Source organism: Streptomyces sp. NPDC104371 (genome assembly GCF_055583785.1).
The window spans coordinates 222,069-248,691 of record NZ_JBVJNF010000008.1 but is presented as its reverse complement, the minus strand read 5'-3'; the positions used below and the strand labels follow the sequence as shown (position 1 = coordinate 248,691).

2 protein-coding genes are annotated in these 26,623 nt (G+C 73.2%); both read right to left on the bottom strand.

The features are described 5' to 3' along the window. Positions 1-27: 27 nt before the first annotated feature. Complete coding sequence (locus tag ACZ60T_RS24815; RefSeq protein ID WP_469667892.1) at positions 28-11,811, bottom strand: SDR family NAD(P)-dependent oxidoreductase; 11,784 nt, start codon at positions 11,809-11,811, stop codon at positions 28-30. Next, positions 11,808-26,618, bottom strand: a complete 14,811-nt coding sequence (locus ACZ60T_RS24810; RefSeq protein WP_469667891.1) for a type I polyketide synthase — start codon at positions 26,616-26,618, stop codon at positions 11,808-11,810. Before ACZ60T_RS24810 ends, ACZ60T_RS24815 begins: the two co-directional genes overlap by 4 nt. Positions 26,619-26,623: the final 5 nt, after the last annotated feature.

The following is a 26,623-nucleotide window of genomic DNA, read 5'->3' as shown; positions in this document are numbered from 1 at the left end:
GAACGGTCCTGGAGATCCGCACGGGATTCACGAGATGCCCAGCTTGTCGATGAGGTCGAAGATCTCGTCGTTGGTCGCGGACTCGATGTGGTCGGCCGCGACGGTCTCTTGTCCCGCGTCGTCGGCATCCCCGGTCGCCTCCAGACGGGACAGCGCGCCGCGCAGCCGACGGGACAGCTCCAGCCGCAGCGAGTCGTCCGCGCCACGGTCCGTGGACACGGCCTCCAACAGCGCCTCCAGCTTGCCCATCTCGGTCAGCACGGCCGGTTCGGCCGACCCGCCCTCCGCGACGGTCCGCTCGGCGAGATGGCGGGCCAGCGCCTCGGGAGTGGGGTGGTCGAAGACCAGCGCGGCGGGCAGCCGTACGCCGAGCAGCGCGGCGAGCCGGTTGCGCAGCTCCACCCCGGTGAGCGAGTCGAAGCCCAGCTCCTTGAACGGCCGGTCCGGACGCACCAGTTCGGGCGAGGAGTGACCGAGTACGGCGGCGGCGTTGCCGCAGACCAGGTCGAGCAGGGCCCGCCGCGCCTCGGCCGGGTCCAGCGCGGCCAGTTGCTCGACGTACGAAGGCCCGGCAGCGGACGGCGCGGCAACGGCGGTCGTACGGCGAGGAGTTCGCACCAGTCGGCTCAGCAGCGCCGGGACCTCCGCCGGGCCGGTGCGCAGGGCCGCCGGGTCGAGCTTGGCGGCCAGCGCGTAGGGGTGCTCCAGGCGCAGCGCGGCGTCGAACAGGGCGAGCCCTTCGGCCGACGTGAGCGCCCCCAGCCCGCTCTTGCCGCGGCGGCGCGCGTCGCCCTCGGTGACCTGCGCGGTCATGGCGCTGCGCTGCTCCCACAGACCCCAGCCGATGGACACCGCGGGCAGTCCCTCCGCCCTGCGCCGGGCGGCCAGGGCGTCGAGGACGGCGTTGGCGGCGGCGTAGTTGGCCTGGCCCGCCGCACCGAGCAGACCGGCACCGGAGGAGAACAGGACGAACGCCGCCAGGTCCAAGTCGCGGGTGAGTTCGTGCAGATGGAGCGCGGCCTCGGCCTTGGGGCGCAGCACCCGCTCCAGTCGCTCGGGGGTGAGGGCGTCCACCAGACCGTCGTCCAGGACCCCGGCGGCGTGCACGACCCCGGTGAGCGGGTGCTCCTTCACGACGCTCGCCAGCAGGCCCGACAGGGCGGCGCGGTCTCCCGCGTCGCAGGCCACGACCTGGGCGTCGGCGCCCAACGCCTGGAGTTCGTCGAGGAGTTCGACGGCCTCGGGTGCGTCCGGTCCGCGACGTCCGGTCAACAGCAGGTGGCGTACGCCGTGTTCGGTGACCAGGTGGCGGGCGACCAGCCGCCCCAGGGTGCCGGTGCCGCCGGTGATCAGTACGGTGCCTTCAGGATGCAGCGGGGCGGGCACGGTGAGGACGTTCTTGCCGATGTGCCGCGCCTGGCCGAGATGGCGGAACGCCTCCGGCGCCCGGCGTATGTCCCAGCAGGTGACCGGCAGCGGGGTGAGCACCCCGCGCTCGAACAGGGTGAGCACTTCGGCGAGCATCTCGCCCACCCGCTCCGAGCCCGCTTCCATCAGGTCGAAGGCGCGGTAGTGGACGCCCGGATGGTCGCGGGCCACCTCGTCGGCGTCCCGGATGTCGGTCTTGCCCATCTCCACGAAGCGCCCGCCGCGCGGCAGCAGGGTCAGCGAGGCGTCGACGAACTCCCGGGCCAGACAGTCGAGTACGACATCGACGCCGCGCCCCTGGGTGCGCTCCCGGAACCGGTCGGCGAAGTCCAGTGTCCGTGTGGAGGCGATGTGTTCCTCGTCCAGACCGGCGCTCCGCAGCACGTCCCACTTCCCCGTGCTGGCCGTGCCGTAGACCTCGGCCCCGGCGTGCCGGGCGAGTTGTACCGCGGCCATGCCGACACCGCCTGCGGCGGAGTGCACCAGCACGGACTGGCCGCCGCGCAGTCCGCCCAGGTCGAACAGCCCGTAGTAGGCGGTGAGGAAGACGATGGGCACCGACGCGGCCTGGGCGAAGCTCCAGCCGTCCGGGATCCGCGCGAGGGTGCGCCGGTCAGCGACGGTCATCGGGCCGAACGCTCCGCCGAAGACGCCCATCACCCGGTCGCCGGGGGCCAGGTCATCGACTCCGGGGCCGGTCTCCAGGACGATGCCCGCTCCCTCGCTGCCCAGCACCGGCTGGCTCGGGTCCAGGCCCAGGCAGACGACCACATCGTGGAAGTTCAGCCCGGCGGCCCGTATCGCGACCCGTACCTCTCCCTCGCCCAGCGGGGCCAGGGCGGCGGGCGCGGGCGCCAGGGCCAGCCCGTCCAGGCTGCCCGGTTCCACCAGATCGATCTGCCAGGCGGCCTCGCCGGGCGGTGGCACCAGGGTGCCCTCGCGCCGCGCGCGGGACAGGCGGGGCACCCTCATCTCGCCCTGTCGAACGGCGAGTTGGTGGTCACCATCGGCCAGCACTCCGGGGAGCCCGGCGATCAGCGCGTCCCAGGATTCGGGCCGGTCGTCGAGGTCGGCCAGCACCAGGCGGCCGGGGTGCTCGGCCTGAGCACCACGCACCAGGCCCCAGACACCGGCCGCCACCGGGTCGGTGTTCCAGTCCCCCGGCCCGGTGCATACCGCGCCGCGGGTGAACAGCACCAGCGTCGACTCGGCCAGCCGCTCGTCGGCCAGCCACTCCCGCACCAGGGTCAGACAGGCGGCCGTGGTGGCGGTCAACCGGCTGTCGGGGGCTCCCTCTTCAGCCTGCGGGCAGGGCGCCAGCACCAACTCCGGTAGCCGGACGTCAGGTTGGTCCAGTGCGGTACGCAGTGCATCGAGGTCCGGCCAGGAAGGCCCGGACGCCTCACGGGTGTTGCCGAGCTGACCCCACTCCGCGGGCGCCGTGTCCCTCGCGGAAGCGGGCACCCACTCCAGGTGGAGCAGGCCTTGCCCGTCCCGCGGCGCCGGGGACAGCCCGTCCGCCGACAGGGGGCGCAGCGCCAGGTCGCCCACCGACAGCACTTCCTGCCCGGCCAGGTCGTACACCACGCAAGTCACCGCGTCGGGGCCGGCGGTAGCGAGCCGGGCTCGCAAGGTGGTGGCACCGTGACCGTACGCGCGGACACCGGTCCAACTGAACGGCAGCCGGGCCCCACCGTCCTGTCCGGGCAGCAGCGCCGCGGTCTGTAGAGCCGCGTCCAGCAACGCCGGGTGCACGGTGTACGCGGCGGCGTCCGCGTGCTGGCTCTGCGGCAGCACCAGCTCGGCGAACACCTCGCCCTCGCGCTGCCAGGCGGCACGGATGCCCTGGAAGGCCGGGCCGTAGTGGTACCCCGCCGCGTCGAACCGCTCGTAGAGGTCCGTGACGTCCACCGGGCTCGCCCCGGCGGGCGGCCAACTCAGCAGCGCCGCGCCTCGGGCGCCGCCGTCCGAGGCCGGTGGGACGGTACCGGTGGCGTGCTCGGTCCAGGGCTGCTCGGCGTCGGCGTCTCCCTCGGCTCGGGAGTACACACCCAGGGCACGGCGGCCGGAGTCGTCGGCGACGGCCAGCCGTACCTGGATCCGGACCGCGCCCTCAGCGGGCAGGACGAGGGGTGTCTGGAGGGTGAGTTCCTCGACGACGGCGCACCCGGCCTCGTCCGCCGCGCGCAACGCCAGCTCCACGAAGGCCGTGCCGGGCAGCAGGATGACGTCTCCGACGGCGTGTTCGGCCAGCCAGGGGTGGGTACGCACCGACAGGCGGCCGGTGAGCAGCAGTTCGCCCGTGTCGGCGACCTCCACTGCCGCCCCGAGCAGCGGATGCCCGGTCGTTCCAAGACCTGCCGAGGCCACATCCCAACTGGTGGTCGGCACATCCAGCCAGTAACGCCTGCGCTGGAAGGGGTAGGTGGGCAGCTCGACCCGGCGGGCGTCACTGCCGTCGAAGGCAGGGGCCCAGTCCACGTTCACGCCGTGGGTCCAGGCCTCGCCCAGGGAGCGCAAGTACCGCTCCATGCCGCCCTCGTCGCGGCGCAGTGTGCCCAGGGCGGTCGCGTTCGACTCGGTGGCCTCGATGGACTCCGCCACTGCCATGGTGAGTACGGGGTGCGGGCTCGACTCGATGAACACCCGGAAGCCGTCGGCCAGTAGAGCGCGGGTGGCCTGCTCGAACTCCACCGTCTGACGGAGGTTGCGGTACCAGTAGTCGCCGTCCAGAGCAGCGGTGTCCAGCAGTCCGCCGGTCACCGTCGAGTAGAACGGCAAATCAGCAGCCTGCGGCGTCAGACCGGCCAACGTCTGTGCCAACTCCGACTGAATTCGGTCCACTTGGGGGCCGTGGGAGGCGTAGTCGACCGGGATGCGGCGCGCACGCACACCCTCTCCGGCACACCACGCCATCAACTCGTCCAACGACTCGGTGTCACCGGAGACCACCACCGAGGACGGGCCGTTGATTGCTGCGACCGAGAGGCCAGCCGTCAGGTGTACTTCGTTGACAGGCATGGCCACCGACACCATGCCCCCACGGCCCGCCAGAGCACCCAACACCTGAGACCGCAGAGCCACTACACGAGCGCCGTCCTCCAACGACAGACCACCCGCCACCACAGCAGCCGCGATCTCACCCTGGCTATGCCCCACCACCGCATCCGGCACCACACCGAACGACCGCCACAGCTCCGCCAAAGACACCATCACCGCGAACAGAACCGGCTGCACCACATCCACCCGGTCCACATCCACGTCCGTCGACTCGCCGCGCACCACATCCAGCAACGACCAGTCCACATGAGGCGCGAGCGCATCTGCACAGGCGCGCATCCGGTTCCGGAACACCGCCGAGGACTCCAGCAACTCCCGCGCCATACCCCGCCACTGCGACCCCTGCCCAGGGAACACGAACACCGTCCGCGCATCCCCCACAGCAGCACCCGTCACCCCCGTACCGGACGCCAACGCCTCCAACCCACCCAACAGCTCGGACCCCGTGCCCACCACCACCGCACGGTGGGCATGCCGGGCCCGAGTCACGGCAAGCGAGTACCCCACATCAACTGCACGTGCCCGCTCGACACCCGCATCCAGCAGACGCCGCGCCTGCTCCCGCAACGCATCCGCACTCTTCGCCGACAACAACCACGGCACGGGCGCACCCGGATCACCGGCACGCTCCCCCGCCGACTCCGACCCAGGAGCCTCCTCCAACACCACATGCGCGTTCGTGCCACTCACACCGAACGCCGACACACCCACCCGACGCGGGCTGTCGGTGTTGTCCCAGGGGCGTGGTTCGGTCAGCAGTCGTATGTGGCCCTCGTTCCAGTCCACTTGATGGGTGGGCTGGTCGACGTGGAGGGTCTGCGGCAGCAGGCCGTGGTTCATCGCCAGGACCATCTTGATGACCCCGGCCACGCCCGCCGCGGCCGAGGTGTGGCCGATGTTGGACTTCAACGAGCCCAGCCACAGCGGGCGTTCGACGGGCCTGTCCTGACCGTACGTGGCCAGCAGCGCCTGCGCCTCGATCGGGTCACCGAGCGTGGTGCCCGTGCCGTGCGCCTCTACCGCGTCCACCTCGCCGGAGGTCAGCCCCGCGTTCGCCAACGCCTGCCGGATCACCCGCTGCTGCGAAGGACCATTCGGCGCCGTCAGACCGTTCGACGCACCGTCCTGGTTCACCGCGCTGCCCCGCACCACGGCCAACACCGGATGCCCGAGCCGCCGGGCATCCGACAACCGCTCCAGCAGCACGATTCCGGCGCCTTCGCCGAAGCCGGTGCCATCGGCCGCGTCCGCGAAGGACTTACAGCGTCCGTCGGGGGCCAGTCCGCCCTGCCTGCTGAACTCCACGAACAGTTCGGGGCTGGACATCACGGTGACACCACCGGCCAGCGCCAGCGAGCATTCGCCGTTGCGCAGCGCCTGGGCGGCCATGTGGAGGGCGACCAGGGAGGACGAGCAGGCGGTGTCCACCGTGACCGCGGGGCCTTCCAGCCCGAAGGCGTACGCGAGGCGGCCGGAGACCACGCTGCCGGAGTTCCCGGTGCCGAGGAAGCCCTCGACGTCTTCGGGGATGTGGGGCAGCAACCGGACCGCGTAGTCCTGCTGCATCAGCCCTACGAACACGCCCGCCGCCGCGCCCCGCAGCGACGCGGGGTCGATGCCGGCCCGCTCGAACGTCTCCCAGGTGACCTCAAGGAGCAGTCGCTGCTGCGGGTCCATCGCCAGGGCCTCGCGCGGGGAGATGCCGAAGAACTCGGCGTCGAAGTCCGCGGCCCCGGTGAGGAATCCGCCCTCGCGTACATAGGAGGTGCCGATGTGGCCGGGGTCCGGGTTGTAGAGGGCGTCCTCGTCCCAGCCCCGATCGGTCGGGAAGCGCGAGATGCCGTCGGCGCCGGAGGCGACCAGGTTCCAGAGGTCCTCGGGGGACTGGACGCCGCCCGGGAAGCGACAGCCCATCGCCACCACGGCCACCGCGTCCTCGCCGCTCTTCGCGATGGCGGCCGGAGTGATGGGCCGCGCTGTCCGTTCCCCGTCCACCGGCAGGCGCTCGCCGACGTATGCGGCGAGCGCGGTCGGCGTCGGGTAGTCGAAGACCAGGGTGGCGGGCAGGCGCAGGCCGGTGGCTTCGGCCAGGCGGTTACGCAGCTCCACCGCGGCCAGCGAGTCGAAGCCGAGGTCACGGAAGGCGCGTTCGGCACCCACGGCATCGGCGGAGGTGTGGCCGAGCACGACCGCCGCTTGGGTACACACCAACTCGACCAGGACACGGGCGCGTTCGCTCGGGGAGCGTCCGGCCAGGCGGCGAGCGAGGTCTCCCTCGTCGGCGGGGGTGTCCCCGGTCGCGGCGGAGCGCCGGAGGGGAAGGCGTACCAGTCCGCGCAGCAGCGGGGAGACCGGTTCGGTGGCGGCCCGAGCCGCTACCGCGCGGGTGTCCAGCCGCAGGGGCAGCAGGACGGGCAGTGCGGCTTCGAGCGCGGCGTCGAAGAGGGAGAGCCCCTGCTCGGTGGAGAGCGGGGGCATGCCCGAGCGGGCGAGGCGGCGTACGTCGGCGTCGTCCAGGTGCTCGGTGAGGGCGGAGCGCTGGTCCCACAGGGTCCAGGCCAGCGACTGGGCGGGCAGACCTTGGGCCCGGCGCTGGTGGGCGAGCGCGTCCAGGAAGGCGTTGGCCGCCGCGTAGTTCCCCTGGCCGGGGCCGCCGAAGGTGCCCGCGGCGGAGGAGAACAGGATGAACGCCGACAGGCCCTGGTCGCGGGTGAGTTCGTGCAGGTGAAGCGCCGCGTCGACCTTGGGGCGCAGCACGGTGTCCACCCGCTCGGGGGTGAGCGTGGTGATGACTCCGTCGTCCAGCGCGCCGGCGGCGTGGACCACCGCGGTCAGCGGGTGCTCGGGGTCCACCGTGGCCAGCAGTCGGGCCAGGGCGTCCCGGTCGGCGACGTCGCAGGCGGCGACGGTCACGTGGGCGCCCGACTCCCCGAGTTCGTGGGCGAGTTCCCGCGCCCCAGGGGCGTCGGAGCCGGTGCGGCTGGTCAACAGCAGGTGACGTACGCCGTGTTCGGCGACGAGGTGGCGGGCGACCCTGGACCCGAGCAGTCCGGTGCCGCCGGTGATCAGGACGGTCCCGGAAGGGTCGAGTGTGCCCGCGTCCCGGTCGGAGCGGGCGACCCTGGCCAGCCTGGGGGCGCACAACGTTCCTTGTCGTATGGCGAGTTGGTGCTCTCCGGAGGCCAGCGCGGCGGTGATGTCGGCGGGGCGGGTCTGCTCGTCGAGGTCCAACAGGAGGAATCGGCCCGGATGTTCGGACTGGGCCGAGCGGACCAGTCCCCACACGGCGCTGCGCGCCAGGTCGGAGATGCCCTCGCCGGGCTGAGCGGACACCGCACCACGGGTGACGAAGGCCAGGCAGGTCCGGGACAGTCGCTCGTCGGCGAGCCAGCTCCGCAGGGCGTCCAGGGCTTGGTGGACGGCCATGTGCGGGTCCTGCGCGGTCGCGTCCGCGAGCATGGGCAGCACGGCGAGTTCGGGTACCTGGGCTCCGGCGTCCACCGCCTCGATGAGCCGCGCGACGTCCGGGTAGCGGGCGGCGGCTTCGAACGGTGTGTCATCGGAGGCCAGCACGACCCAGTGGCCCGGCGCGGGGGCCGGGGGGTGGGGTACGGCGGTCCACTCCACCTGGAAGAGCGAGTCGTGGTACGTGCCTGGGTCGGGGAGTGCGTCCGCGACCACCGGGCGCAGGATCAGCGACTCCACCGAGACCACCGGCCTGCCGCGGGGATCGACGGCTTCGAGGGCCATGGTGTCCCGTCCGACGGGCGTCAGCCGGACCCGCAGAGTGTCCGCGCCGGAGGCGTGCAGGGTCACCCCGGACCAGGAGAACGGCATCCGGCCCTCGTCGGCCTCCCGGGCTTCCTCGGTCAGCCCGGTGGCGTGCAGCGCCGCGTCGAGCAGTGCGGGGTGAAGGCCGAACTGGTCCGCCTGGGACCGCTGTTCCTGCGGCAGCGCGACCTCGGCGCAGATCTCGTCGCCCAGCCGCCAGGCACTCATGAGCCCCTGGAAGGCGGGGCCGTAGGCGAAGCCGCCGTCGGCGTAGCGCTGGTAGATGCCGTCCAGCGGGATGGGTTCGGCACCGGGTGGTGGCCAGGCGGCGGACAGGGTCGCGGACGGCTGGAGGGCCGCGGGGGCGAGTACACCGGAGGCGTGCCGGGTCCACTCCTCCTCCGCGTCGGGATGGTCGGGGCGTGCGTGGAGCGTCAGGGTGCGGCGGCCCTGGGCGTCGGGGGTGCCGACGGTCAACCGCAGGAGAACACCGTCCTGTTCGGGCAGGACCAGCGGTGCTTCCAGGTTGAGTTCCTCGAGATGCCCGCAGCCGGTCCGGTCTCCGGCGAGGACGGCCAGCTCCAGGAAGGCCGTGCCCGGCAGCAGGACGCCGCCTCGTACCGCGTGGTCGGCGAGCCAGGGATGCGTACGCAGGGACAGCCGGCCGCTGAAGAGCAGGCCGTCGGAGTCGGCGAGAGTGATGACGGCTCCGAGCAGCGGGTGCCCGGCCGGAACCAGGCCCATGGCAGCCGCGTCACCGTCCGAACTCCCGGTCTCCTCAAGCCAGTAGCGTTGGCGTTGGAAGGGGTAGGTGGGGAGATCGACCCGGCTTGGCTGGTGTCCGGCGAAGGCTGCCGCCCAGTCGACGTCGACGCCGCGCAGATGCAACTCGCCGAGGGACAGCAGGAAGCGCTGCATGCCGCCCTCGTCGCGGCGCAACGTGCCTACCGCCACCGCGTCCGTCTCGGTCTCCCCTACCGCCATCGTGAGTACCGGGTGCGGGCTGGACTCTACGAACACCCGGTAGCCGTCGGCCAGCAGAGCGCGGGTTGCTTGCTCGAACTCCACCGTCTGCCGGAGGTTGCGGTACCAGTACTCGCCGTGCAGACCGGCGGTGTCCAGTAGCCCGCCCGTCACCGTCGAGTAGAACGGCACATCGGCCGTACGCGGCGCCACGTCCGCCAACGCCTGCGCCAACTCTTCCCGTACACGCTCCACTTGAGAGCCGTGGGAGGCGTAGTCGACCGGGATCCGGCGCGCACGCACACCCTCCCCCGCACACCACGCCATCAACTCGTCCAACGACTCGGTGTCACCGGAGACCACCACGGAGGACGGGCCGTTGACCGCTGCGAGCGAGAGCCCGGACGTCAGACGCTCACGCATCTCCGCCGCAGGCAGGGCCACCGACACCATGCCCCCGCGCCCCGCAAGAGCACCCAGCACCTGGGAACGCAGAGCCACTACACGCGCGCCGTCCTCCAGCGACAGACCACCCGCCACCACAGCAGCCGCGATCTCACCCTGGCTGTGACCCACCACCGCATCCGGCACCACACCGAACGACCGCCACAACTCCGCCAAAGACACCATCACCGCGAACAGAACCGGCTGCACCACATCCACCCGGTCCAGATCCAGATCCCCGGAATCACCGCGCACCACATCCAGCAACGACCAGTCCACGTGAGGCGCGAGCGCATCGGCGCACTCCCCCATCCGCTCCCGGAACACCTCCGAGGACTCCAGCAACTCCCGCGCCATCCCCACCCACTGCGACCCCTGCCCAGGGAACACGAAGACCACTTCGCCGCCGGTACCGGCCGTACCGCTGATCACTCCGGGAGCAGCGGTGCCGGATGCCAGTGCCGCCAAACGCGCCTGGAAGTCCTGCGGTTCGGTGCCCACCAGCACCGCGCGGTGGTCCAGTCGGGCGCGGGTGGTGGCCAGGGAGTGGCCCACGTCGGCCGGGAGGGCGTCACCGATTCCGGCGTCCAGCAGGCGTTGTGCCTGAGCCCGCAGCGCGTCCGCCGTCCTGGCCGACAGTACCCAGGGCACCGTCCCACCGGTCTCGGCCGGGCTGCCCTCGGGGACGGACTCCTCGGCCGGTTCGGCCTGTTCGAGCACGACATGGCCGTTGGTGCCGCTGACTCCGAAGGAGGAGACGGCGGCCCGCCGGGGGCGTCCGGTGTCCGGCCACGGCTGTTCCTCGGTGACGAGGCGTACGCTGCCGGAGTCCCAGTCGACCTGCGGGGAGGGGTCCTCGGCGTGCAGGGTGGGCGGCACCACTCCGTGCCGCATCGCCATCACCATCTTGATCACACCGCCGACCCCGGCGGCGGCCTGGGTGTGGCCGATGTTGGACTTCAACGAGCCGAGCAGCAGCGGCTGTTCGGCCGGGCGTTCCCGGCCGTAGGTGGCCAGCAGGGACTGGGCCTCGATGGGGTCGCCGAGCGGGGTGCCGGTGCCATGGGCCTCCACCACGTCGACGTCGGAGGTCGTGAGCCGGGCGCCGGCCAGGGCCTGCCGGATCACGCGTTGCTGGGCCGGGCCGTTGGGGGCGGTCAGGCGGCTGCTGGCGCCGTCCTGGTTGATGGCGCTGCCCCGCACCACGGCCAGGACCGGATGCCCGTGACGTCGGGCGTCCGACAGCCGTTCGAGCAGGAGCAGGCCCACGCCTTCGCCCCAGCCGGTGCCGTCCGCCTGTGCCGAGAAGGACTTGCACCGGCCGTCCCGGGCGAGCCCGTTCTGGCGGCTCATCTCCACGAAGGGAATGGGGGTGGACATCACCATGGCGCCACCGGCCAGCGCCATGGTGCACTCGGCCTGCCGAAGTGCCTGGCAGGCGAGGTGGATGGCGACCAGCGAGGAGGAGCAGGCCGTGTCCACGGAGACGGCGGGGCCCTCGAGACCGAAGAGGTAGGAGATGCGGCCCGAGGCCACGCTGTCGGAGGCGCCGTTGCCGAGGTAGCCCTGGATGTCGTCGGGGACGTTGCGTAGGCGGACGGCGTAGTCCTGGTACATCACTCCGGCGAACACGCCGGTGCGGCTGCCGCGCAGCGCGGTGGGGTCGATCCCGGCCCGTTCGAAGGCCTCCCAGGTGGTTTCGAGGAGCAGCCGCTGCTGGGGATCCATGGCCAGAGCCTCGCGCGGTGAGATCCCGAAGAAGCCCGCGTCGAAGTGGCCGACGTCGGTCAGGAAGCCGCCCTGGGCCGCGTAGGTGGTACCGGGCCGTTGCTGGTCGGGGTCGTGGAGGGCGTCCAGGTCCCAGCCGCGGTCCGCGGGGAAGGGGGTGATGGCGTCGGTGCCCGAGGAGACCAGCCGCCACAGGTCTTCCGGTGAGCGCACGCCGCCGGGGTAACGGCAGCTCATCGAGACGATGGCGATCGGTTCCCGGTCCTTGGCCTCCGCCTCGCTGAGACGGCGCTTGGTCTGGTGCAGATCGGTGGTCACTCGCTTGAGGTAGTCGCGGAGCTTGTCGTCATTCACCGTTCGCTCACCGTTCTTGGTCACCTGGGGGCGCGGGGTCGGGTTGCTGCCGGGCGGCGTCACGCTGTTCCGAGTTCGTTGTCGATGAAGTCGAAGAGTTCGTCGTCGGTGGCGGAGTCCATCCGCTCGCCGATTCCGTCGTCCTCGGCTGACGCGGGGGCCGGACGCAGACGTTCCAGGAGTTCTTGCAGTCGGTCGGCGAGGGTGGCGCGGACGGTGTCGTCGAGTGCGTCGTCCTGTGCCGCCTCGGCCAGCCGGTCGAGTTCGGTCAGCGCGGGCAGGGCGTCGGCGCCGGGCTCGGGGGTGATCTCCTCGGCCAGGTGCCGGGCGAGCGCGGTGGACGTCGGGTAGTCGAAGAGCAGGGTGGCCGGGAGCCGCAGACCGGTGGCGGCGCGCAGGCGGTTGCGCAGTTCGACGGCGGTGAGCGAGTCGAAGCCCAGGTCCAGCAGCCCGCGTTCGGCGTCGACGGCGGTGGGGCCTGCGAAGCCCAGGACCAGGGCCGCGTGCGAGCGGACCAGGTCCAGCAGGGTCCGGTGGCGTTGCGGCTCGGACAGTGTGCCCAGTCGTCGGCGCAGTTCGGCCGCCGTGTCGGGGCCGGGTGCGTCGCCGTTGGCCTGGCGTCGGACGGGGGTCCGTACGAGGCCGCGCAGGAAGGCGGGCACGCCACCGGCGGCGGTCTGGGCGCGCAGGGCGGCGGTGTCCAGACGCAACGGGAGCAGGGCGGGGGTGTCGAGGCCGGTGGCCGTGTCGAAGAGGGTGAGGCCTTCGTCGGGGGTGAAGGCGATGATGCCGCCGCGGGCGATGCGGGCCAGGTCGGCCGCGTCCAGGTGGCCGGTCATGCCGGCGCCGGTGGCCCACAGGCCCCAGGCCAGTGAGGTGCCGGGCAGGCCCTGGGCGCGGCGGTGGTGGGCCAGGGCGTCCAGGAAGGCGTTGGCCGCCGCGTAGTTCGCCTGTCCCATGCCGCCGAAGACACCGGCGATGGAGGAGTACACGATGAACTCGGACAGGTTCAGTCCGGCGGTCAGCTCATGGAGGTTGACGGCGGCGTCGGCCTTGGCCCGTAGGACGCGGTCGAGTTGGTCGGGGGTCATGTCGGCGATGACGCCGTCGGCCAGTACGCCCGCCGAGTGCACCACGGCGGTCAGCGGGTGGGCGGGGTCGATCGAGGCGAGCAGGGCGGAGAGGGCTTCGCGGTCGGCGGCGTCGCAGGCGACGATGTCGGCCTGAGCACCCAACTCCGTCAGCCCTTCGAGGAGTTCGGCGGCTCCCTCGGCGGCCGGGCCGCTGCGGCTGGTCAACAGCAGGTGTCGTACGCCGTGTTCGACGACGAGGTGGCGGGCGGTGAGGGCGCCGATGGCTCCGGTGCCGCCGGTGATCAGTACGGTGCCGTCGGGGGTCCAGCCGCGGGTGCGTTCGGGCACCGCGCGGGGCACCCGGTTCAGGCGGGCGGCCTGGATGCGCCCCTCACGCAGGGCGAGTTGGGGTTCGCCGCAGCTCGCCGCGGCCCCTAGGGCTGCCTCGGAACGCTCGTCGGAGTCCAGGTCGACGAGGACGAACCGGTCCGGGTGTTCGGTCTGTGCCGAGCGCACCATGCCCCATACGGCGGCGTGTGCCGGGTCCGTGAGGTCGTCGTCGGTGGCCGGGACCGCCCCGGAGGTCACCAGGGTCAGGGTCGACCCGGTGAACCGCTCGTCGGCGAGCCACTCCTGCACCAGGCGCAGGGCCCGTCCAGTGGTGGTGTGCACCTGTTCGGGCAGGCTGCCGGGGGCCAGCGTGGCGGGGGTGAAGTCGGCGAGCACCGTGGCGGGTACGGAGGCGCCCGCGTCGAGGGCGGTGCGCAGTGCGGTCAGGTCGGCGAAGGCGGTGGCGGCCGGTGGCGCCCAGGCAGGTGTCTCTTCGCCGAGGACCGCCCAGTCCTGGGGGGTGACGGGGGCGGGCTGGGGCAGTTCGGGCCATTGCAGGTGGTAGAGCTCCTGGTGGGCGCCGGTACGGGAGGCGCTCACCTGGTCGGCCGAGACCGGGCGCAGCGTCAGGGACTCGACCGTGGCCACCGACTGCCCGGTGGCGTCGGCGAGTTGCAGGGTCACCGCGTCTCGTCCGGCGGGGCTCATCCGCAGCCGTACCGTGGACGCGCCCGCGGCGTGCAGCCGTACGCCGTTCCAGGCGAAGGGCAGCCAGCCCTGGTCGCTGCCCTCCAGGACGCCGAAGACCAGCGAGTGCAGGACGCTGTCCAGCAGGGCGGGGTGCAGTCCGAACCGGGCCGCTTCGGTCCGGTGTTCCTCGGGCAGGGCGGCCTCGGCGTAGACGTCCTCGCCCAACCGCCAGGCGGCGCGCAGACCTTGGAACGCCGGGCCGTAGGCGAAGCCTCCGGCGGCCAGCTTCTCGTAGAGTCCGGCCACCTCCAGTGGTTCGGCTCCGGCGGGCGGCCAGACGGTCAGGTCCGTGGTGTCCTGCGGGGAGGTGTCCTGTCCGGCCGGGAGCAGTCGGCCGGTGGCGTGGCGGGTCCAGGGGTCGTCGATGGCGTCCTCGGGACGGGAGTAGACGTCCAGGGTGCGGGCGCCCTGTTCGTCGGCGGCTCCGATGGCGAGTTGGAGGACGACCGCGCCGTCGGGCGGCAGCATCAGGGGGGCCTGCAACGTGAGTTCGTCGATCTGCCCGCAGCCGACCTGGTCGCCTGTGCGGACAGCCAGTTCCAGGAAGGCGGTGGCGGGGAGGATGGCGCCGCCGAAGACGGCGTGGTCGGCGAGCCAGGGGTGGGTGTGGACGGACAGCCTGCTGGTGAACAGGTGGCCGTCGGAGTCGGCGAGCGGGCAGCCGGCGCCCAGCAGCGGGTGGCCGGTCCGCACGAGTCCGGCGGCGGACATGTCTCCGGTGGCGGGGGTGGGGTCGAGCCAGTAGCGGTGGCGTTGGAAGGGGTAGGTCGGCAGGGTCGGCGGCAGCGCCGGGCGGGTGGTGAAGAGCGCCGACCAGTCCACCTCGGTTCCCTGCACGTGGAGTTGGGCGAGGGCACGGGTCAGTGACGCGGCTTCACCGGTGTTCTTGCGCAGCAACGGCACCAGGGTGACGTCCTGTTGGGGCAGGCACTCCTGTCCCAGGGCGGTCAGCGCGCCGTCGGGGCCGAGTTCCAGGCAGGTGGTGACGCCCGTTTCACGCAGGCCCCGCATTCCGTCGAGGAACCGCACGGTGCCCCGTACCTGCTCGACCCAGTAGTCCGGCGAGCACAGTGTCTCGGCGTCGGCCACGGCTCCGGTCAGGTTGGAGACGACGGAGATGCGCGGCTCGCGGTAGGTGAGTTCTCCGGCGATCTTGCCGAACTCGGCCAGCATGCCGTCCATGTGCGGGGAGTGGAAGGCGTGGCTGACCCGCAGTCGCGTGGCCTTGCGGCCCTGGGCCTTCCAGTGGGCGGCGAGTTCGTCGACCGCGTCCTGGTCGCCGGAGATCACCGTGGCGGCCGGGCCGTTGACCGCCGCGATGACCAACTCGCCCTCCCTGCCCTGAAGGTGGGGCAGCAGTTCGGCCTCGGAGACGGTCAGCGCGACCATGGCTCCGCCGGTCGGCATGGACTGCATCAGTCGGCCGCGGGCGGCCACCAGCGCGGCGGCGTCGGGCAGCGAGAGCACTCCGGCGACGTGGGCGGCGGCCAGTTCACCGATGGAGTGGCCCATCACCAGGTCCGGCCGGACTCCGTACGATTCCACGACCCGGAACAGGGCGACGCCGATGGCGAAGAGGGCGGGCTGGGTGAAGGCTGTCAGGTCGAGGTCGGCGGCGTCCGCGCTGTCCGCGGCGGTGTTGATCACCTCGCGCAGAGGGCGGTCCAGCAGCGGGTCCAACTCGGCGCAGACCGCGTCGAAGGCGTCCGCGAAGACGGGGAAGCGCTGGTACAACTCCTCGCCCATGCCGAGGCGTTGACTGCCCTGTCCGGGGAAGAGGAAGGCCGTCTTCCCCGCGGTGCGGGTCGTGCCCCGTACGAGTGCGGAGGCTTCCTCGTTCTCGGCGAGCGCGGTCAGCGCCGTCAGCAGCTCCTCGCGGTCCGCGCCGATGAGTGCGGCACGGTGTTCGAAGGCGCTGCGGGTGGTGGCCAGGGCGTGGCCGAGGGCGGCGGTGTCCGGCTCGGGGTGCTCCGTCAGGTGGGCCAGCAGCCGTTGGGCCTGGTCGCGCAGGGCGTCCGCGTCGCGGGCGGACAGCAGCCAGGGCAGTACGGCGCCGGGGGCGCTCGGGGCGGTGTCGGGTGTCCGGTCGGGCTCGGGGACGTGTTCCACGATCAGGTGGGCGTTGGTGCCGCTGACCCCGAAGGAGGAGATTCCGGCGCGCCGGGGCCGTCCGGTCTCGGGCCAGGGTGTGGCCTCGGTCAGCAGCCGTACGGCGCCCGTGGACCACTCGACGTACGGGGTCGGCTCGTCCACGTGGAGGGTCGCCGGGAGCGTGCCGTGCCGCATGGCGAGCACCATCTTGATGACTCCGGCCACACCGGCCGCGGCCTGGCTGTGCCCGATGTTGGACTTCAGCGAGCCGAGCAGCAACGGCCGCTCGTCAGGCCGCTGTTGACCGTACGTGGCCAGCAGCGCCTGGGCCTCGATGGGGTCGCCGAGCCGGGTGCCGGTGCCGTGCGCCTCCACCGCGTCCACGTCCGCGGGGCCGAGCCCGGCGTCGGCGAGGGCCTGGCGGATGACCCGTTGCTGGGAGGGGCCGTTGGGGGCGGTGAGGCCGTTGCTGGCGCCGTCCTGGTTGATGGCGGAGCCGCGCAGCACGGCCAGTACCGGGTGGCCGTTGCGGCGGGCGTCGGAGAGGCGTTCCAGGAGGACGACGCCCGCGCCCTCGGCCCAGGAGGTGCCGTCGGCGGCGGCCGCGAAGGGCTTGCAGCGGCCGTCCGGCGCCAGGCCGCGCTGGCGGCCGAACTCGATGAACGCGCCGGGCGTGGCCATGACGGTCACGCCCGCGGCCAGGGCCAGCGAGCACTCTCCGGAGCGCAGCGCCTGCGCGGCCATGTGCATGGCCACCAGGGAGGAGGAGCAGGCCGTGTCCACGGTGACCGCCGGGCCTTCGAGACCGAAGGTGTAGGAGATACGGCCGGAGGCCACGCTGCCCGCGCTGCCGATGCCCAGGTAGCCCTCGAACTCCTCGGAGGGTTCGGTGATCCGGGATCCGTAGTCACGGTAGCTGGAGCCCACGAAGACGCCGCCGTCGCCGCCCTTGAGGGAGAGCGGGTCGATGCCCGCGCGCTCGACGGCCTCCCAGCAGATCTCCAGCAGCAGCCGCTGCTGGGGGTCGATGGTGAGGGCCTCGCGGGGGGAGATCCCGAAGAAGGCGGGGTCGAAGTGGTGGGCGTCGTAGAGGAAGCCGCCCTCGCGCACATAGGTCTTCCCCACGTGCTCGGGGTCGGGGTCGTAGAGCCCGGCCAGGTCCCAGCCTCGGTCCTGGGGGAATTCACCGATGGCGTCGGTGCCCTCGGCCAGCAGTCGCCACAGTTCCTCGGGGGTGGTCGCCCCGCCCGGGTAGCGGCAGCTCATGGAGACGATGGCGATGGGATCGTCGTCCTGCGCCCGGGGTGTGGTGGTAGTGCTCGGGGTGGCGGTCTCCAGGTGCCCGAGGAGTTCCGCGCGCAGGTGGGCCACGAGTGCGGTGGTGGTGGGGTGGTCGAAGACCAGGGTGACCGAGAGCCGCAGCCCGGTGGCCTCGGCCAGCCGGTTGCGCAGTTCCACGGCGGTCAGCGAGTCGAAGCCGATGTCCTTGAAGACCCGGCCGGGCTCGATCGCCTCGGGGTCGGCGTGGCCGAGTACAGCGGCCACCTCGGTACGGACCAGGTCGATGAGTTCCCGCTCGCGCTCCTCCTCGGACAGCGGGGTCAGCCGTTCGGCGAGCGCGCCCCGGCCCGCGGTGGTGCCCGCCCGGTCGGCCACCGCCAACTCCCGCCGCGCCTCGGGCAGATCGCCGATGGCGGGGCTCGGCCGCAGTCCGGTGTAGGCCCGTACGAAGCGGTCCCAGGCGAAGTCGGCGACGATCAGCCGGGTTTCGTCCCCGTCCAGGGCCTGCTGGAGCGCCTCGACGGCCAACTCGGGGTCCATGGCGGGCAGTCCGTCGCGCACCAGGCGCTCGGCGACATCCGCGGCCCGGCTCCGGCCGCCCCACAGCCCCCAGGCCACCGAGGTGGCGGGCAGCCCGCGGTCGCGGCGGTGCTGGGCCAGGGCGTCGAGGTAGGCGTTGGCCGCCGCGTAGCTGCCCTGCCCGGTGCCGCCGAGAGTTCCGGCGAGGGAGGAGAACATCACGAAGGCGGTGAGGTCCGCGTCCTGGGTGAGGTCGTGGAGGTTACGGGCGGCATCCGCCTTGGGGCGCAGCACGGTGGCGAGGCGCTCGGGGGTGAGGGTGTCGATGACGCCGTCGTCCAGGACCCCGGCCGTGTGGATCACGGCGCGCAGGGGGCGGTCGGCCGGGATCCGGCCGAGCAGTCCGGCGAGGGCCTCGCGGTCGGCGACGTCGCAGGCGGCGATGGTGACGTCGGCGCCCGACTCCTCGAGCCTGGCGGTGAGTTCGGCGGCGCCGGGGGCGTCGGGTCCGCGTCGGCTGACGAGCAGCAGGTGGCGGGCGCCGCGGGCGGCGAGCCAGTGGGCGACATGGGCGGCGAGCGCGCCGGTGCCTCCGGTGATCAGCACGGTGCCGTCGGGCGTCCAGCCCTGACCGGTGCGCCGGGCGGCGGGGTCGGCGTGGGCCAGGCGGCGGCCGAAGACGCCCGAGGCGCGGACGGCCAACTGGTCCTCGCCCGCGGGGTCGGCGAGGACGCCGGCCAGCCGGGCGGGCACCCGCTCGTCCAGCCGTTCGGGCAGATCGATGATTCCTGCCCAGCGCTGCGGGTACTCCACCGCCGCGACGGTGCCGAATCCCCACACCTGGGACTGGGCCGGGTCGGTCAGCCGGTCCGAGCGGCCCACCGAGACGGCGCCGCGGGTCAGGCACCACAGCGGCGCGTCCACCCCGGCGTCCCCCAGCGCTTGCACCAGGGCCAGGGTCGCGGCGAGGCCGTCCGGCGCGCCCGCGAGCAGCGAGAGCACGCCGTCCGGGGCATCGGCGGGCAGGCGTGCGGCGAGGTGGACGCGGTCCGCTGCCTGGTCGCCGTCACCGGCCTCGATGAGCACCGCGTGCGCGCCGTGGTCGCGCAGTGCCCGCAGGCAGGCGTCGGTGGCCGGGTCCTGTGCGGTGCCCGCGGGCGCCAGCAGCCACCAGGTGCCGGAGAGCCGGGGGGCCGCTTGCGCGGGCAGGGCCCGCCAGGTGACCCGGTACCGCCAACTGTCCACGGTGGAGCGGTTACGGTGCTCGCTCCGCCAGTCGGCGAGCGCGGGCATCACGGTGGCCAGTGAGGTGCGCAGGGGTTGGTCGTCGAGGTCCAGGGCGTCGGCGAGCGCCTCGGCGTCCCGTTCCTCGACGGCCGCCCAGAACCGTTCGTCGGCGGCGGCCGGGCCGTCGGCGGCCCCCTCGGTCCGCTGCCGCGGCTCCAGCCAGTACCACTGGCGCTGGAAGGCGTAGGTGGGCAGTTCCCCGCGCTGTGCGCCCGTGCCGTCGAAGACGGCTTCCCAGTCCACCGGTTGGCCCAGAACGTGGAGTTCGGCCAGCGCGGTGAGCCAGCGTTCCCGGCCGCCCTCGTCCCGGCGCAGGGTGGCCACCACGCCGCCCTCGCCCCCGGCGGCCTCGACGCTCTCCTGGAGCCAGACGGTGAGCGCCGGGTGGGTGCTGGACTCGACGAACACCCGGTGCCCGTCGGCGATCGCGGCGGTGACGGCCCGGTGGAACTCCACCGGTCGGCGCAGGTTGCGGTACCAGTACTCGGCGTCCAACGCGGTGGTGTCCAGCATTCCGCCGGTCACCGTCGAGTAGAAGGGGATCCCGGCCGCCGTCGGCCGGACCTCGGCCAGCAGGCTCAGCAACTCCTCGCGGATCAGCGCCACTTGGGGTGAGTGCCCGGCGAAGTCCACGCCGGGGATGGGCCAGCAGAGCACTCCGTCCTCGGCGAGGCGCTCGTGCAGTTCGGCCAGGGCCGCCGGGTCGCCGGAGACCGTGACGGTGGACGGGCCGTTGACCGCGGCGATGTCGAGCCGGTCCGGCCAGTCGGCCAGCCGTTCGGCGACCTCCTCGGCCGGGCGCGGCACGTAGAGCATGCCGCCCTGTCCGCTGAGCGCGGCCAGCGCCTTGCTGCGCAGGGCCACCACCTTGGCGGCGTCCTCGAGAGTGAGCGCGCCGGCCACGCAGGCGGCGGCGATCTCGCCCTGGCTGTGGCCGATGACGGCGGCGGGCTCGACACCGGCCGAGCGCCACAGCGCGGCCAGCGAGACCATCACCGCGAACAGCACCGGCTGGACCACGTCGACCCGGTCGAGCGGGGGCGCGCCGGGCACCTCGTGCAGTACGTCCAGCAGGGACCAGTCGGTGTACGGGGCGAGTGCCTCGGCGCAGGCGGTGATCTGCTCGGCGAAGACCGGGGAGTCGTCAAGGAGTCGTACGGCCATGCCGCTCCACTGCGAGCCCTGGCCGGGGAAGACGAACACGGCGCGGCCTTCTCGGCTCGCCGTGCCCTGGATCAGGGTGGGTGCGGTGGCGCCCGCGATCAGCGCGTCCAGCCCGGCGCGCAGGGTGTCCTCGTCCGCGCCGATCACGACGGCCCGGTGCTCGAAGGCAGTGCGGGTGGTGGCCAGCGAGTAGCCGATGTCGGCGGGCCGCGGGTGCGGGTGGCGGGTCAGGTGGTCGCGCAGCCGGGCGGCCTGCTCGCGCAGGGCGTCGACGCTGCGGCCGGACAGCGTCCAGGGCACCACGGTGTGCGAGGCGTCGGGGACGGTGGCGGGCGCCGGGGCGGCGGGCGGTTCCTCGACGATGAGGTGGGCGTTGGTCCCGCTCAGGCCGAAGGAGGAGATCCCGGCGCGCTTGGGCCGTCCGGTCTCGGGCCAGGGGGCGGCCTCGGTCAGCAGCCGGGCCGCGCCCTGGGACCAGTCCACATGGGGGGTGGGCGCGTCCACGTGCAAGGTGGCGGGGAGGGTGCCGTGCCGCATGGCCAGCACCATCTTGATGACTCCGGCCACACCGGCCGCGGCCTGGCTGTGCCCGATGTTGGACTTCAGCGAGCCGAGCAGCAACGGCCGCTCGTCAGACCGCTGTTGACCGTAGGTGGCCAGCAGCGCCTGGGCCTCGATGGGGTCGCCGAGCCGGGTGCCGGTGCCGTGCGCCTCCACCGCGTCCACGTCCGCGGGGCCGAGCCCGGCGTCGGCGAGGGCCTCGGTGATCACCCGTCGCTGGGCCAGGCCGCTGGGGGCGGTGAGGCCGTTGCTGGCGCCGTCCTGGTTGACGGCGGAGCCGCGCAGCACGGCCAGTACCGGGTGCCCGTTGCGGCGGGCGTCCGACAGCCGCTCCAGTACGAGCAGTCCCACGCCCTCGGCCATGCCGAATCCGTCGGCGGCCGCGGCGAAGGACTTGCAGCGGCCGTCCGCCGCGAGGCCGCGCTGGCGGCTGAATCCGGTGAAGGTCAGCGGCGAGCCGATCACCGTGGCGCCACCTGCGAGGGCCAGGGTGCACTCGCCCCGGCGCAGCGCCTGGGCGGCCAGATGGATGGCGACGAGCGAGGAGGAGCAGGCGGTGTCCACGGTGACGGCCGGGCCTTCCAGGCCCAGGGTGTAGGCCACCCGGCCGGAGAGCACGCTGGTGGAGATGCCCGCTACGAAGAGTCCTTCGAGTTCCTCGGGCACCTCGGCCATGCTGCCGCCGTAGCCCTGGTAGGCCGCTCCGGCGAACACCCCGGTACGGCTGCCCCGTTGGGCGGCCGGGTCGATCCCGGCCCGTTCGAGCGCTTCCCACGCGGTCTCGAGCAGCAGTCGCTGCTGGGGGTCCATCGCGAGGGCCTCGCGGGGCGAGATGCCGAAGAAGGCGGCGTCGAACCGGCCTGCCTCGTAGACGAAGCCGCCCGCTCCCGCATAGCTCGTGCCGGGCCGGTCGGGGTCGGCGTCGTAGAGGCGGGCCAGGTCCCAGCCGCGGTCCGCCGGGAATTCGGCGACCGCGTCGCGCCCCTCGGTGACCAGTTCCCACAGCTCGTCGGGGGTGCTGACGCCGCCGGGGTAGCGGCAGCTCATCGAGACGATGACGACGGGGTCGTCGTCGGTGGCCGCCTCCGCCGGTACGGCGGCTGCTTCCGCCGCGGCGCCGCCGAGGAGTTCGGTGCGCAGGTGCAGGGCCAGCGCGGCGGCCGAGGAGTAGTCGAAGACGACGGTGACGGGCAGACGGAGCCCGGTGGCCGTGTTGAGCCGATTGCGCATCTCCACGGCGGTCAGCGAGTCGAAGCCCAACTCACGGAAGGCGCGGTCGGGTTGGATCTCGGCCGGGGTGTCATGACCGAGCACCGCGGCGGCCTCGGCCCGGATCAGCTCGGTCAGTACGCGCTCGCGCTCGGGCTCGGCCAAGGGGCGCAGCCGCTCGCGCAGGGCCGAGGAGGCGGAGTCGTCCTCGGTGCCCGAGGTGACGGGGTCGGGCGCCAACGCCTGGCGTACTTCGGGCAGTTCACCGATCAGCGGGCTGGGGCGGCTGGTGGTGAAGACGGTGGCGAAGCGGCTCCAGTCGATGTCCGCGACCATGACCAGGGTCTCGTCCTGCTCCAGGACCTGGCGCAGCGCGGTGACACAGGTGGCGGGCGGCATGAACACCACGCCCTGGGCGCGCAGTTGCTTCTCGACGAGGTGGGCGGCCATTCCGGCGCCGTTCTCCGGGCTCCAGATGCCCCACACGACCGAGGTGGCGGCCAGGCCGCGGGCCCGGCGGTTCTCGGCCAGGGCGTCCAGGTAGGCGTTGGCCGCGGCGTAGGCGCCGTGGATGGCGCTGCCCCACACGCCGGAGATGGAGGAGAACAGGACGAAGGAGTCGAGCGAGTCGCGGTCGAAGACGGCGTCCAGGTGCTGCGCGCCGCCGACCTTGGCGTAGAGGGTGTCGGCGAATTCGTCCAGGTCGGTGTCGGCGAGCGCCACCAGTGATCCGGCCCCCGCGGCGTGCATCACGGACCGGATCTCACGGCCGTCGCGCGCCAGCCCGTCGACCAGCGCGGCCAGGGCCTCGCGGTCGGCGACGTCGCAGGCGGCGATGGTGACCCGGGCGCCCGACGAGGTGAGTTCGGCGGTCAGTTCGTCGGCTCCGGGGGCTTCCGGGCCGCTCCGGCTGACCAGTACCAGGTCCTCGGCTCCCTCGCGGGCCAGCCAGCGGGCGATGTAGGCGCCCAGGCCGCCGGTGCCGCCGGTGATCAGGGTGGTGCCGCGCGGGTTCCACGCGCGCCGGGGCGGCCGGTCGCCGAGTGCCGCCCTGACGAGGCGTCGGCCGTGTATGCCGGTGGCCCGGACGGCCAGTTGGTCCTCTTCGCCCAGTCCGGCGAGCGCCCGGCACAGCCGTGCCTCGGCCCGCGTGTCCAGCGTCTCGGGCAGGTCGACGAGCCCGCCCCAGCGCTGGGGGTACTCCAGGGCGGCCACCCGGCCGAGGCCCCAGGTGAGGTTCTGGGCGGGCCGGGCGGGTGCGTCGGCCCGGCCGACGCTGACCGCGCCCTGCGTCGCCCACCACAGGGGCGCGTCCACCTCTGCATCGGCCAGGGCCTGGACCAGCGCCAGGTGCGCGGCGGTGCCGGTGGGCACGGACGGGTGGCGGGGGTGTGGCCGTTCGTCCAGGGCCAGCAGGGAGAGCACTCCGGTGACGGGCTCGGTGGCGGTGGCCAGGAGCTGCCGCAACTGCTCCGCCAGTGGCCGCCGTTCGAGTTCCGTCCCGTCGAGGACGACGGGCAGGACGTCGGCTCCCGCGCGGTCGAGGGCGCGCAGACAGAACTGGGACGCCTCGTCCTCGTTCAGCGGGGCGGGCAGCAACACCAGCCAGGTGCCGGACAGTTCGGCCGTCTCGCCGTCGGGCAGCGCCCGCCAGTCGAGCCGGTAGCGCCAGGAGTCGACGGTGGCCAGTTCGCCGCGCCGTTCCCGCCAGGCCGCCAGGGCGGGCAGGACGGCGCTGAGCGGGTCCTCGGGCGCGACGCCCAGGGTGGCGGTCAGCTCCGGCAGGTTCCCGGCGCGTACGGCCTCCCAGAACCGGTCCTCCACTGGGTCGAGGGGGCTCTCGCTCGCGCGGGACGTGCTCCCGCCGGACTCCAGCCAGTAGGAGCGGTGTTGGAAGGGGTACGTGGGCAGGGCGACGCGCTCGTCGGGGTGCCCGGCGAACAGCGCGTCCCAGTCCGGTGACAGGCCCTGGACGTGGGCCTGGCCCAGGGACAGCAGGAACCGGTCGAGCCCGCCCTGGTCCCGGCGGAGCGTGCCCAGCACGGCCGCCTGTCCCCCGGCCGCCTCGGCGGTCTGCTCCACGCCGACGGTGAGGACGGGGTGGGCGCTGATCTCGACGAAGAACGTGTGGCCCTGCGCGAGCAGTTCGGTGATCGCCTCTTCGAAGCGCACCGTGCGGCGCAGGTTGCGGTACCAGTACCCGGCGTCCATGGTGGCGGTGTCCAGCCAGGCGGCGTCCACGGTGGACATCAGAGCGATGTCACCGGTGACGGGCGTGATCCCGGCCAGCGAGGTGTCCAACTCCTCGCGTATCTCCTCCACTTGGGCGGAGTGGGAGGCGTAGTCGACGGCGATGACGCGCGCCTGTACGTCCTCGGCGAGCAGGTCGGCGACGATCCCCTCGATCGCCTCCGGGTCGCCGGCCAGCACGGTGGACGCGGGGCCGTTGACCGCCGCGACGGACAACCGCTGGGCCCAGCGCTCCAGATGGTGTTCCAGTGCGTCGGCGGGGAGCGGCACGGAGGCCATGCCGCCCCGTCCGGCCAGTGAGGCCAGGGCCCGGCTGCGCAGCGCGACGACCTTCGCGGCGTCGTCCAAGGAGAGAGCGCCCGCCACACACGCCGCGGCGATCTCACCCTGCGAGTGCCCCACCACCGCGTCCGGCTCGACACCGTACGAACGCCACAACGCAGCAAGCGACACCATCACCGCGAACAACGCGGGCTGCACCACATCCACCCGCTCCAGCGACGGCGCACCCTCCTCACCCCGCAACACCGCCGTCAACGACCAGTCCACATACGGCGCCAACGCCCGCTCACACTCAGCGAGCCGCTCCGCGAACACCACCGACTCGTCCAGCAACGCGGTCGCCATCCCCACCCACTGCGACCCCTGCCCGGGGAACACGAACACCGTCCGGCCCTTGGTGCCGGTGGTGCCCTGGACCAGGCCGGGCGCGGCGGTGCCCTGGGCGAGCGCTTCCAGTCCCTCGGTGAAGCCCGTACGGTCGTCCGCGACGACGACCGCGCGGTGTTCGAAGGCCGCGCGGCCGGTGGCCAGGGCACGGCCCACCGCGCCGGGGTCCGGTTCGGGGTGGGCCGCCACGTGGTCGAGCAGTCGGCGGGCCTGTTCTCGCAGTGCCGGTGCCGTACGTGCGGAGAGCACCCAGGGCAGGGGCCGTACGGCAGGCGCGGGGCCGGGCTCGGGGGCGGGCTGCGCGGCGGGGGCCTGTTCGAGGATCAGGTGAGCGTTGGTGCCGCTGACGCCGAAGGCGGACACTCCCGCCCGGCGCGGCCTGTCGCCCTGCGCCCAGGGGCGGCTCTCGGTCAGCAGCCGTACGGCGCCGGTGGACCAGTCGACGAACGGGGACGGCTCGTCCACGTGCAGAGTGGGCGGCAACTCGCCCTGGCGCAGGGCCATCACCATCTTGATGACGCCGCCGACGCCCGCGGCGGCCGAGGAGTGGCCGATGTTGGACTTCAGCGACCCCAGCCACAACGGCCGGTCCTCGGGGCGGCCCTGACCGTAGGTGGCCAGCAGGGCCTGCGCCTCGATCGGGTCGCCGAGCCGGGTGCCGGTGCCGTGCGCCTCCACCGCGTCGATGTCCCCGGGCAGCAGCCGGGAGTCGGCGAGCGCCTCGGTGATCACCCGTTGCTGGGAAGGGCCGTTGGGGGCGGTCAGGCCGTTGCTGGCACCGTCCTGGTTGACCGCCGAACCCCGGATCACGGCGAGCACCTGGTGGCCGTTGGCCTCGGCGTCCGAGAGCCGTTCCAGCAGCAGCAGACCCACGCCCTCGGACCAGCCGGTGCCGTCGGCGGCGGCCGCGAACGCCTTGCAGCGGCCGTCCTCGGCCAGCGCCCGCTGCCTGCTGAAGGCGACGAACGCGTCCGGGGTGGACAGCACCGCCACCCCGCCGGCCAGCGCCAGTGAGCACTCCCCGCTGCGCAGCGAGCGGATGGCCAGGTGCAGCGCCACCAGAGAGGAGGAGCACGCGGTGTTCACCGTGAGGGCGGGGCCCTCCAGGCCGAGGGTGTAGGAGATGCGCCCGGAGACCACACTGGTGGCCGTGCCGGTCTCCAACAGGCCCTGGAGTTCGGGGAGATGGCGGGACTCGCCGCCGTAGTCGTTGTTGATGGCGCCGATGAAGACACCGGTCCTGCTGCCGCGCAGGGACGTCGGGTCGATGGCGGCCCGCTCCACGGTCTCCCAGGCGGTCTCCAGCACCAAGCGCTGCTGCGGGTCGGTGGCGAGGGCCTCGCGCGGGGAGATACCGAAGAACCCGGCGTCGAACTCGGCGGCGTCGGCGAGGAATCCGCCGTGCCGGGTGTAGGAGGTGCCGACGCGGTCGGGGTCGGGGTCGTAGAGCGCCTCGGCGTCCCAGCCCCGGTCGGCGGGCCACTCGGTGATGGCGTCGGTGCCCCGGGCCACCAACTCCCACAGTCGCTCGGGGGTGTCGGCGCCGCCGGGGTAGCGGCAGCCCATGGCGACGATCGCGATCGGGTCGTGCTGGGCGTCCTCCGCCTCGCGCAGCCGCCGCTTGGCCTCGCCCAGGTCGGCGGTGGCGCGCCTGAGGTAGTCGAGGAGCTTGTCGTTGTCCGGCATCTGTT

Coding starts and splice junctions, on each gene's coding strand:
- ACZ60T_RS24810 (WP_469667891.1), bottom strand. CDS start 26,618: ATGCCGGACAACGACAAGCTCCTCGACTACCTCAGGCGCGCCACCGCC.